Origin of the sequence: Bacteroides sp. M10 (assembly GCF_014334015.1) — a bacterium.
GTDB lineage: Bacteria > Bacteroidota > Bacteroidia > Bacteroidales > Bacteroidaceae > Bacteroides > Bacteroides intestinigallinarum.
On the sequence record NZ_CP060488.1, the window covers coordinates 4,723,142 to 4,734,391 of the forward strand.

The 11,250-nt window shown below is 41.1% G+C and carries 14 protein-coding genes and 1 tRNA gene; 9 read left to right on the plus strand and 6 right to left on the minus strand.

All coding sequences use genetic code 11. From position 1 onward, the window contains the following. Positions 1–53: 53 nt before the first annotated feature. Genes recR through H8796_RS17215 form a run of 3 tightly spaced genes read left to right on the plus strand, consistent with a single transcriptional unit; the run spans position 54 to position 1,689 of the window. Positions 54–671, plus strand: coding sequence for a recombination mediator RecR (gene recR, locus H8796_RS17205; protein ID WP_117933234.1), 618 nt, complete (start codon positions 54–56; stop codon positions 669–671). Positions 672–697: 26 nt separating this feature from the next. Beyond that, on the plus strand, positions 698–1,156 hold the full coding sequence (locus tag H8796_RS17210; RefSeq protein ID WP_008999423.1) for a hypothetical protein: 459 nt from the start codon (positions 698–700) through the stop codon (positions 1,154–1,156). Then, entirely contained in the window at positions 1,153–1,689 is a 537-nt protein-coding gene (locus H8796_RS17215) for a GNAT family N-acetyltransferase (RefSeq protein WP_117933166.1), read from the plus strand. Before H8796_RS17210 ends, H8796_RS17215 begins: the two co-directional genes overlap by 4 nt. A 4-nt stretch (positions 1,690–1,693) precedes the next feature. Here H8796_RS17215 and H8796_RS17220 read toward each other — a convergent pair whose 3' ends face one another. Continuing rightward, entirely contained in the window at positions 1,694–2,284 is a 591-nt protein-coding gene (locus H8796_RS17220; RefSeq protein ID WP_117933236.1) for a YqgE/AlgH family protein, read from the minus strand. Between the two features lie 94 nt (positions 2,285–2,378). Beyond that, positions 2,379–3,695 carry a pyridoxal phosphate-dependent aminotransferase gene (locus tag H8796_RS17225; RefSeq protein WP_117933167.1) on the minus strand — a complete coding sequence of 439 codons (1,317 nt, stop codon included), beginning with the start codon at positions 3,693–3,695 and terminating at the stop codon, positions 2,379–2,381. A gap of 152 nt (positions 3,696–3,847) precedes the next feature. On the opposite strand from H8796_RS17225, the gene H8796_RS17230 reads away from it, so the two are divergent. Then, a tRNA-Asp gene (locus tag H8796_RS17230) sits at positions 3,848–3,921 on the plus strand. Positions 3,922–3,993: 72 nt separating this feature from the next. Here H8796_RS17230 and H8796_RS17235 read toward each other — a convergent pair. Further along, the gene (locus tag H8796_RS17235) at positions 3,994–4,998 is read right to left on the minus strand and encodes a beta-ketoacyl-ACP synthase III (protein ID WP_117933169.1); all 1,005 of its coding nucleotides are present in this window, start codon (positions 4,996–4,998) and stop codon (positions 3,994–3,996) included. Positions 4,999–5,279: 281 nt separating this feature from the next. Between H8796_RS17235 and H8796_RS17240 the strand changes: the two genes are divergently transcribed. Then, on the plus strand, positions 5,280–5,498 hold the full coding sequence (locus H8796_RS17240) for a DUF4248 domain-containing protein (protein WP_117933171.1): 219 nt from the start codon (positions 5,280–5,282) through the stop codon (positions 5,496–5,498). 125 nt (positions 5,499–5,623) lie between these two features. Here the strand turns inward: H8796_RS17240 and dnaB are convergent, their stop codons facing one another. The 3 genes from dnaB to H8796_RS17255 form a co-directional block, all read right to left on the minus strand. Beyond that, a complete protein-coding gene (gene dnaB, locus H8796_RS17245; RefSeq protein ID WP_117933173.1) occupies positions 5,624–7,015 on the minus strand; it encodes a replicative DNA helicase in 1,392 nt (463 codons plus the stop codon). Between the two features lie 8 nt (positions 7,016–7,023). Then, positions 7,024–7,641 carry a hypothetical protein gene (locus H8796_RS17250; RefSeq protein WP_117933175.1) on the minus strand — a complete coding sequence of 206 codons (618 nt, stop codon included), beginning with the start codon at positions 7,639–7,641 and terminating at the stop codon, positions 7,024–7,026. Positions 7,642–7,905: 264 nt separating this feature from the next. Next, positions 7,906–8,208, minus strand: coding sequence for a DUF4248 domain-containing protein (locus H8796_RS17255; protein WP_117933179.1), 303 nt, complete (start codon positions 8,206–8,208; stop codon positions 7,906–7,908). Between the two features lie 232 nt (positions 8,209–8,440). On the opposite strand from H8796_RS17255, the gene H8796_RS17260 reads away from it, so the two are divergent. The 4 genes from H8796_RS17260 to H8796_RS17275 all read left to right on the plus strand — a co-directional run bounded on the left by H8796_RS17260 (position 8,441) and on the right by H8796_RS17275 (position 11,215). Continuing rightward, positions 8,441–8,848 carry a hypothetical protein gene (locus H8796_RS17260; RefSeq protein WP_117933181.1) on the plus strand — a complete coding sequence of 136 codons (408 nt, stop codon included), beginning with the start codon at positions 8,441–8,443 and terminating at the stop codon, positions 8,846–8,848. Positions 8,849–8,960: 112 nt separating this feature from the next. Then, entirely contained in the window at positions 8,961–9,368 is a 408-nt protein-coding gene (locus tag H8796_RS17265; RefSeq protein ID WP_117933183.1) for a hypothetical protein, read from the plus strand. 3 nt (positions 9,369–9,371) lie between these two features. After that, positions 9,372–10,676 (plus strand): DUF3440 domain-containing protein, encoded by a 1,305-nt coding sequence (locus H8796_RS17270; protein WP_008999483.1) that lies wholly within the window; start codon positions 9,372–9,374, stop codon positions 10,674–10,676. Then, positions 10,673–11,215, plus strand: coding sequence for a ParB/RepB/Spo0J family partition protein (locus H8796_RS17275; RefSeq protein ID WP_008999484.1), 543 nt, complete (start codon positions 10,673–10,675; stop codon positions 11,213–11,215). Before H8796_RS17270 ends, H8796_RS17275 begins: the two co-directional genes overlap by 4 nt. Positions 11,216–11,250: the final 35 nt, after the last annotated feature.

The following is an 11,250-nucleotide window of genomic DNA, read 5'->3' on the forward strand; positions in this document are numbered from 1 at the left end:
ACAATAATCTGTATCTTTGCAAGGTTTTATCGATAGAACAGCAATTATTATCTATGAACCAACAATATCCTTCTATACTGCTTGAAAAGGCAGTCGGCGAATTTTCCAAACTTCCGGGTATCGGGCGTAAGACAGCTATGAGGCTTGTACTGCATCTGCTCCGTCAGGATACGGCTACTGTGGAAGCTTTCGGGAATTCTATCATTACTTTGAAACGTGAGGTGAAGTATTGCAAAGTGTGTCATAATATATCCGATACTGAAACTTGCCAGATCTGTGCTAATTCGCAACGGGATGCTTCCACTGTTTGTGTAGTGGAAAATATTCGTGACGTAATGGCAGTGGAAGCAACACAGCAGTACCGCGGACTTTATCATGTCTTAGGAGGAGTCATTTCTCCAATGGACGGAGTCGGACCGAGTGACCTTCAGATTGAAAGTCTGGTGCAGCGGGTGGCTGAAGGTGGAATTAAAGAGGTCATTCTGGCTTTAAGCACCACGATGGAGGGTGATACTACCAATTTCTATATCTATCGCAAGTTAGATAAGCTGGGCGTGAAACTTAGTGTCATAGCCCGTGGTATATCAGTTGGCGATGAACTTGAATATGCCGATGAAGTAACTTTGGGACGCAGCATTGTAAACCGGACACTTTTTACCGGAACAGTATAATCATTATTAATTATTTAAGAACGAACATGGAAGAACAGATAAAACGAGCTGTTAGAAATTTGAATATTAGTTATGTTTTCTTTTGGGTGCTCCCGGCTTTTTTGCTTGGGGCAGGAGAGTTTGAACTCTTTCCCGTAGGAGGTTTGGTAGATAATGCACAAGCTATCTACTATTTTGAGACAATCGGCATTTTGCTTACAGCTTTGTGTGTACCTCTTTCTCTCAAATTGTTTAGCCTGGTGCTTAAAAAGAAGATAGATCATATGACCATCACGCTTGCTTTGAAGCGATATGTGCAATGGAACATTGTTCGTTTGGGAGTGCTTGAAGTAGCTATTGTAGTGAATCTTTTGTGTTACTATCTGACATTAAGCAGTACGGGTAATCTTTGTATGCTGATCGGTCTGACGGCATCACTTTTCTGTCTTCCCAGTGAGAAAAGATTACGTAATGAGCTTCACATAGCAAAAGACGAGAAACTATGAGACAGTCTTTCTTAATGAACGAACGTATTTATCTTCGTGCAGTAGAACCGGAAGATATGGACATTATGTACGAGATGGAAAATGACCCTTCCATGTGGGATATTAGCAACTTTACGGTCCCTTATTCCCGTTATGTGCTTCGTCAATACATCGAAGGCTCACAGTGCGATGTGTTTGCCGATAAGCAATTGCGGCTGATGATTGTACGCAAATCTGACCAGTGCATACTCGGTACAATTGATATAACAGATTTTGTACCCCTTCATTCGCGGGGAGAAGTAGGGATTGCCGTCCATAAGGAGTATCGGCAACAAGGTTATGCTACTGATGCATTGAAATTGCTTTGTGAATACGCTTTTGATTTTCTGTCTTTAAGTCAACTCTATGCACATGTCATGACGGATAATGAAGTATGTGTAAAACTGTTCACCTCTTGTGGTTTCGTTCAATGCGGATTATTAAAAAACTGGTTGCAGGTGGAGGGTTGTTACAAAGATGCATTGCTTCTCCAATGTTTGAATCCTAAGAAATGAGATATTAATTGAGAGTAGGCACTTGTGGGAAACGTGACCACGTTTCATACTTGCTGCCTAACTTCTCTAAAGCTTTCCGCCACATATCTTTAATATTGTTTTTCATCAGATATGATTTCTCTTCCTCGGACACCAACCAAGTGTTTTCTCTGATTTCGTTGCTCAACTGTTCGCTATCCCAACCGGAATATCCCAAGAAGAAACGAATGCATTCACTGATTTTATTCCCTTGTAATATGTATTTCTTTATTTCATCAAAATCTCCATTCAGATAAAGCCCTTTACTGATAGAAATAGACCCTGGAATGTCAGATAATGTGTGGAGATAAAATAAGGTATCAGTGGCAATAGGTCCACCTTTATATAGAGGAATCTCATCCAGATATTTAAATTCCATGATGATATCATTGAGGAGTAGTGGCAGTTGCTTGTTGATAACCAATCCCATACTTCCTTCGTCCGTGTGATCGACCAGTAAAATTACGGATCTGCCAAACGTTGCGTCACGCAGAAAAGGTTCGGATATTAAAATCCTTCCTCTTGATGGTAACATATTATTCGATTGAATCTTAAATATGTCATAGTCGATATTCATGCCACTAAAGTAATAAAAAAAACGGAAAAACAATCGTTCTTTCCGTTTTTTTTCATTTTAAGAATGGCTTTTATGAATATCTGATGTCAAATAATCACGCTGTCGGATGATTTTCAGCGAATAGTTTCATTCTTTCATCCAGTTGTGCGTATTGATGGTCTTTAATAAAAGAGGTACACGCGCGCAATCCTTCCTGATGGCTTCCTGTGGTCACTAACGAGATAGCGCTTACTCCGTAGTACATCAATTCTTTCGCGAGTTCGCCACTGGTCATTCCCGGATATCCGATGGTGAAATAAAATCCGTCTGCAATCGGATCGCCCAGATCGTTGTCATATACCAGATGGAAACCGTGATGGAGGAAGATTTCTTTTAATTTCTGTGCCCTTTCGCCATATATCTTCACTTCGTTGAGGAAATTATATTGTCCTTCATTCGCTGCTTTCAGCATGGCCGCCATGGCGAACTGTGCAGAATGACTAGTTCCGGAAGAAAGTGCATAAAGTACACGGTGAATGAAAACCGTTCCGAAAGTTCCGCCACCATATCGTTTGGTCAGTCCCGGATAGCTTCGGTGGTATAGTTTATCAGAGATACAGCTTACACCAATACGTTGCCCGGCGTAGCTGAATGCTTTCGAGCCGGAAATCAGCAATACGTAATTGTTTGTATAATGGGCAACCGATGGCTGGAAAGGAGGTTGATACGGCTTGCTTAAATCTTGGCGAAAGTCCATGGCAAAATAAGCCAAATCCTCCAGAACAATCACATCATATTGTGTTGCCAATTCGCCGATAATCCGTAATTCTTCCTCTTTCAGGCAAATCCAGCTGGGATTATTGGGGTTTGAATAAATGATGGCTGATATATTTCCTTTTTTCAGATAGCTTTCCAGTTTCTCTTTGAGTTTTTCTCCGCGGTAGTCATACACATCAAATGTTTCAAACTTTTGTCCCATTACAACCAACTGCTGTTTCTGTACCGGAAACCCTGGATCGATAAACAAAATCGTATCTTTCTTTTCATCACATTGGCTGCAAGTAAGAAATGAAGCGAATGTACCTTGCATGGAACCGGTGACAGGCACACAACCCTCCGGGCTTAAATCTACGTTGATGAATGCTTTGATAAAGTTGGATGCCTCTTTCTTTAGTTCCGGCAATCCGTTGATGTCTGGATATAGACTGGCAATGCCATTTTGTAGCGCTTCAATTTCCGCTTTCACGCCTACTGCGGAAGGAGGAAGTCCCGGAACACCCATTTCCATTTTAATAAATTCAACTCCCGATGCTGCTTCTGCTTTTGAAGCAATAGCTTTCACTTCACGAATGGTAGCTTTGGAAAAATCGACAATTTGAAACTCATTGATGGTTTCATCAATCAGATGTCGTTCAATTGGTGTATTTTTCATTCTATTTTCTATTTTATTAGTAGCTGCAAATGTACACGATAATTCTTAATAAACCCACTTTTTCAGAAAAAAGATACTGAAGCTATTGCAGGTTTCAAAAAAATATCTACCTTTGCATCCGCAATCGAGAGAGATGCTAAAGTGAATATTTTGGTGCGTTAGTTCAGTTGGTTAGAATACATGCCTGTCACGCATGGGGTCACGGGTTCGAGTCCCGTACGCACCGCACTAGGAAATAAAAAATCCTCTGATTTACTAGAAATCAGAGGATTTTTTATTTTGAAGATAGCGATTATCGCTATCTCTTTTTTCCATCATATCCCCATTTCACATAGATGGCTCCCCAGGCAAATCCTGCTCCAAATGCAGTAAGAATTAGATTATCTCCTTTTTTGAGCTTATCTTCAAAATCCCAGAGGCAGAGTGGGAGAGTACCGGCACTAGTGTTGCCGTATCGTTCGATGTTGACCATGACCTTTTCGACAGGAACTTCCAAACGTTGTGTTACGGCAGTGATAATACGTTGATTAGCCTGATGAGGAATTACCCAGTCGATGTTGTCTTTGCTAAGATGGTTTCTTGCAATGATAGATTCACAGGCATCAGCCATGTTGGATACTGCATATTTGAATACAGTACGTCCTTCCTGATAGATGTAATGCATTTGATTGTCTAATGTATAATAAGAAGGAGTACATACAGAGCCCCCCGCTTTAATGTGCAAGAAAGGCAATCCCTTACCATCTGTCCTTAACACGGCATCCATAATACCTAAATCTTCAGTAGTAGGTTCAAGCATGACAGCTGCTCCGCCATCACCGAAAATCGGACAAGTTGCACGGTCGGTATAGTTGATTATTGATGACATCTTTTCAGCGCCTACAACTACCACTTTCTTATAATTTCCGGAACGGATAAAATTGGCTCCAGTCTCCAGTGCATATAAAAAACCGCTGCAAACAGCTTGCATGTCAAAAGCAAAAGCTCTTTTCAGTTCCAGTCTTTCACATAAAATAGAAGCCGTGGAAGGAAAGCGGTAGTCAGGGGTTGTTGTAGCTACAATGATCAGATCAATATCATCAGGATTTGTTTGAGTGCGTTTTATTAACTGTTTGACAGCTTTACGAGCTATGTAAGAAGTTCCCAGTCCTTCCTCTTTCAAAATACGTCTTTCCTTAATGCCAATACGCCCCATAATCCATTCGTCGGTAGTATCTACCATTTTGGAAATCTCATCATTGGTCAAGATGTAATCGGGTACATATCCTCCGACTCCTGTAATTACTGCGTTTATTTTTTCCATTCGTTTTATCTAGTTTTGGTAAATTGAATAAGGAGGTTCATTCGAAAATCAGAAATGCGGGCGCAAATATATGGAAAAGAGACCGAATTCCAATAGTAGTTTGTGAAACTGTAGCCTTTTTAATTAATAAAAAGGAATATTTGACCAAATTTTGTCTAATTTTTGGCAGACGCTTTTTGTTAAAAGTAATGTGCGGTAATAGTCAGTTATTCATAGAAAAAACATTGTGTATGTGAAAATATTTTGTTAATTTTGTAGATATAAATCAAAGCATATCCATCATGAAAGAATTCACAATACGCGCCTATGGCCGTATGGAACTTGCATCACTTTATTCTCCCGAACTTACCGATATCGCTGCATACCGAAAAATGAAGAAATGGATCCAATTATGTCCGGGGCTTTTACAACGCTTGTATGACTTGGGCTACCAGCCTAACTGCCGCTCTTACACTCCTCTGGAAGTAAGAGTCATTATAGATGCATTGGGAGAACCTTGAGACCTGTTAAAAAAGGACAGTTGAAACATGAAAAAAAGAAGAAATCGTAAAGCAGCGCTTTGCATGGCCTAAAGCATAGCTTTACGACCTCTAAAGCTAAGCTTTAGACCTTACAAAGCACTATGTTATTTTGCGGGTTCAGCAGTCGTATTCTTTTTCATCCAATCTATTCCGGGCACGTAATCTTCCAACTTCGTCATACTCGGATCATGTCTGAAATAAAGCTCACGTGTTGCCCCGTTACGATGTTTGACAATATCCATTACGCCCAGCCCTTCGGTAGGGTACGTACTCTTACGGTCTGTAGTACGTCCGGAGAGGGCAGGACGGGAAAGCATTAGTACGACATCAGCATCCTGTTCGATAGCTCCACTCTCGCGAAGATCGCTTAAGTTGGGACGGTTGTCCGGATGTCCTTCTACATTACGGTTTAATTGACTAAGTAGTATCACAGGTATATTCAACTCCTTTGCCAACATTTTGGCTTTACGACTGGCTTGTGCCACTTCCTGCTCACGATTTCGATTATGCTGGTCGCTTTTCATGTCACAAAGTTGCAGGTAATCGATAATGACTCCATCACATTTACCTTTGCTTTGCAGCAGTTTTGCAGAAGAACGAATGTAATCCATGCTTACGGACGGATTGTCATCAATATGGATGGGCAGACGGGAAAGTTCTGTCGATGCTTCATGTACTTGCCGTAGTTCACTAGGAGTCAGTTGCCTACTACGAAGATGGTCAGGGTTTACTCCTGTAGTGGCAGCCAGTAACCAGCGATCTCCCAAACGCTCGCCTAACATTTCAAGACTATACACAGCGATATGATAACCGGCAGAAGCGGCAGTACGTGCCAGATGCAGCGCGAATGCCGTTTTACCTACCGCAGGACGGGCGGCAATAACGATCTCCTCACCGGGTTGCCAGCCGCATGTCAATCGGTCAAGGTCGGCAAATCCTGTGGGTAGTCCCGTAACACCGTTCTTGTTGCCGGCCACGCGGGCTTCTATCAACTTTATGGTATCCTCCATAAGTTGTGACATGGAACGGAGATGTTCGGCAGTACCACATTCATTTTCCAGCCGGTCGAGGAGGGTATGGGCATCTGCCAGCGTATCGTCTATATCAGTTGTTTCATCGGCTGCCAGTGCGAGCAGTTTGTGGAATCCCAGAATTGCTTCACGACGAATATATTTTTGTTTGAGAATCCGTGCGTGATATTCCAGGTGTGCACTTGACACTACGCGTGAACTGATGCGCACCAGCGTATAAAGTCCTCCTATCGATTCAAGCTTGCCACGTCGGGCAAGTTCTTCTTTTATAGTCATGATATCAATGGCCTGACCGGCATGGTACAGACTCTGTAGGGCAGCATAAATATCACGATTCGTTTCTGTATAAAACACTTCCGGTCGCAATATACTTGCAACCAGTGTGATGGCTTTACTTTCCAGCAGGCAGGCGCCGAGTACAATTTCTTCGAGTTCGACGTCCTGCGGGTTTGTTATTTCACTCATTTTCTTTTCTAATAATCATATTCATCCATAAATGCTTTATTTGACAGATAGGAAGCCGCCTGCATACAATATTTGATATCCGTTAGATTATCATAATACGCATCAATGTGATTCAGACTAAGACAACGTTCGTTGACAGATAGCTTTTTCCATTCCCGGCGGGCACGGCCGATATTGGTTTTAGGCTTCCGGGTAATCTCATGATATTTTTCCCAAAACGCATCGAAAGTGATACCATCAGCTTCGGCACGGATACTTTCGCGGCGTTTCTGCCCGACCAGCAGATCGTAGTCGGGTATACGGATATGAGTGATATACGGATTAACCACCCTTTCAATAATACCTTCATCATACATCTTATTGAAAAAATACCGTGTGCGACTGCGTTTCCACCCAAATAGTTCTGCCCAATGGGCAATGGAGATTACAGATTCGCCTCGTCGGCATTGAAAGGTGTAATGGTGGACGTGGCACTCTACAGTGCTATAATTGACATGGGTTAATACCAGAATAAACGCATCGAAATAACCCGTTGCACCTTTAGTCACTTTTATTTGCTCCTCGAATAAGACTTTAGGGAAGAGAAGATAGCCCTTTTTAAGCATTTCTGCTGTAGATTTAATCATGCTTTATATTGTTTTAATTCGGTGCGAAGGTAGCCCGACTGGTTAAACTGTACAATTTTCAGGTTATGAATGGCTAAATATCATAATTTGGGCTCATGTAACGATTATGCTGATTGTGTGCCAATATTTTTGAACCTTCCCGAACGCCCTCCTGCATTCTCTTTAAACGCCCTGCTGAAGGGGGAAGCCGACTTGCTATTTCTGCACATCGACCACCCCTTAGTCCATTAATATATAAATAAGAAAAGAATGTATTAAAATACATTATATCTTTTTCTTCATTTTCGGGACAGCGAGATATGAATTCTTTTTTATCATTTCAGATGCGAATGCAGGCATCCCCCAGAACCTTACAATAATGGCAATTTGCTGCGGAGTGAGTGTTGTAGTATGCGGGGTGAATCCCGCTTCCGTGAGTTGGGACAGTAATACCGCATGTTCTTTGATGGTCCGGCGGAATGCTTTCACCGCTGAACAACTATACCGATAGTTGGGAAAATAAGCTACTGCCACCTCGGACAGTACGTGGCAACCGTGAAGCAGCCAGTCAAAAGATTGATTATCCATTGTTTAAAATATTTTAGTACGCCGCAAAATTAAGACTCGTTTCATTGGATGGAAAAACCGTTTTTCTGATGCTGGTAATTTAAATGTGAAATAAGTATGAATATTTTTAAATAAAAATCTAATTATTTAAACAATCTTCTCTATATTTGCATTCGAGATTAGATTTTATATGGCAATTTTGTCGGTTAATAATCAGTAATATCAAACCATTTATATATAACTAAATTTTATAATTTTGAAAGGATTAGAAATAATAAAAGATCGTTTACAACGAAAGCGGGAACAGTACATTCATCAGGGAGAGAAAATAGAACAAATGAAGTGTACAATGCAAAACACCAGTGAGGAAATTGAGCAACTGGAATATGTGCTTAGTGAGATGGAGCATATAGCAGATGTAAATCGTGTGCCACGAGTGGTTCCAAATGCCAGGGTGGAGGAGGTGTTTGCATATCTCTGCCGAGTGTTTGAGTTTTTGCAGCACCGTTTAAAATTGCATTTCAAATATAAATTGGCATGCGAAGTCATCTTTGCCCGCTATCAGTTTAAAAGTCGGTTGCATACTCCCGGACGGGAATATTTGAGTTTTGCCACTATACTGACTTACTTTAAACGTGAAAGAGGAATGGCGTATGGGTGATTTCAAAAATATCGAAATATAGAGATAATAGTATGAAAAACAAATGTTTTAGGAACAGAAATGACGAATTTGATATTTTTTCCTTATTTTTGTGTGTCCATTTTTGAATGATATGATGCAGATAATACGATTAAAAGGAAAAGACAAACATTTATATCGGCTTTTAGCGCCGATGGTGATGGATCCCGAAGTGATACGCGCAAACAATAATTACCCTTTCAAGACGGGCGAAGAGTATGTGTGGTTCATTGCGATTGAAGACAAAGAGGTAGTGGGTTTCGTCCCCGTGGAACAGAAAAGCCGGAAGAAAGCTGTAATCAATAATTATTATGTGAAGGCAGAAGGCACCGTACGGGAGGAAATCCTGTCGCATCTGTTGCCTGCCGTCGTTGCGGAATTCGGGCCCGAGAGTTGGTTACTCAGTTCGGTCACACTGGTACAAGATAAAGAAACATTTGAAAAGTTTGAATTTGTATCCATGGACAAGAAGTGGACACGGTATGTTAAAATGTATAGATAGCTTATGGCGAAAAAGAAAATAGCAGGCACAAAGAATGTATATGAACTAGCACAAGAACGACTGAAAGTTATATTTAATGAATTTGATAATATATATGTGTCATTTTCCGGAGGTAAGGACAGTGGGGTATTGCTGAATATGTGCATCGATTATATTCGGAAGAACAATTTGAAGATACGTTTGGGAGTTTTTCACATGGATTATGAAATCCAGTATAAAATGACTATTGACTATGTAGACCGGATGCTGGAGGCCAATAAGGATATTTTGGATGTATACCGGGTATGCATCCCTTTCCGTGTGGCTACCTGCACCTCGATGTATCAATCTTTTTGGCGGCCGTGGGAAGACAGCAAAAAGAATATATGGGTTCGTTCCATGCCGAAAAAGGCAATGACCAAAGAAGATTTTCCTTTTTATAATACAACCATGTGGGATTATGAATTTCAGATGCGTTTTGCGCAATGGATACATAATAAAAAAGATGCAGTGCGCACTTGTTGTCTGATCGGGATTCGTACACAGGAAAGTTTCAATCGGTGGAGATGTATCTATATGAGTCGTAAATTCCAGATGTATCATAAATATAGATGGACTTCAAAAGTGGGGAATGATATTTATAATGCCTACCCTATTTATGACTGGAAGACAACGGATGTATGGACTGCCAATGGAAAATTCCAGTGGGATTATAATGTTTTATATGATCTTTATTATCGTGCCGGAGTCAATCTGGAGCGTCAGCGTGTAGCAAGTCCCTTTATTAATGAGGCCCAAGAGAGTTTGCAGCTTTACCGGGTGCTTGATCCCAATACCTGGGGTAAAATGGTGGGAAGGGTGAACGGTGTGAACTTTACCGGTATGTATGGTGGTACTCATGCAATGGGATGGCAGTCGGTGAAACTTCCTGAAGGATATACATGGCGCGAGTTTATGTATTTTTTGTTGTCCACTCTGCCGGAGCGGGCGAGGAAGAATTATCTCCGGAAACTTTCAGTAAGTGTGAATTTCTGGCGGACAAAGGGCGGATGTCTAAGTGATGCCACTATCCAAAAGCTGATTGATGCGAAGGTGCCGATTATCGTTATGGACAACAGTAACTACAAAACGTTGAAGAAACCGGTGCGTATGGAATATCAGGATGATATTGATATTCCGGAGTTTAAGGAAATACCCACGTATAAGCGGATGTGTGTCTGTATCCTCAAGAATGACCATGCCTGCAAATACATGGGATTCTCGCCAACAAAAGAGGAGATGAGTAAAAGAAGTCAAGTTATGGAACAATATAGAATCATAGTATCATGAGTGTAGATAAAAGCCCTGTTTACGAAGTAAAAGCAGTACCTGTAGAAAAAGTATATGCGAACGATTATAATCCGAATGTCGTAGCACCACCTGAAATGAAGTTGCTGGAACTTTCTATTTGGGAAGATGGTTTTACGATGCCTTGTGTATGCTATTATGATAAGGAGGCGGACAATTATATCCTGGTAGATGGCTACCATCGTTATACAGTATTGAAAACTTCCCAACGGATCTATAAGCGTGAAAACGGCTTATTGCCGATTGTGGTGATAGACAAGGACTTGTCTAACCGTATGAGTTCAACAATCCGGCACAACCGTGCCCGCGGAATGCATAACATTGAATTGATGTGCAACATTGTTGCGGAGCTTGACAAGGCAGGTATGTCCGATCAATGGATTATGAAAAATATCGGTATGGATCGTGATGAATTGTTGCGCCTGAAGCAAATTTCAGGACTTGCCGATCTGTTTGCCAATCGCGAATTCAGTATTCCTGATGAGGTGGCTCCTACGGAAACAGAACGCAAAACCTTATAATCTGATAGCTATATATATACAGGAATTGAACATTT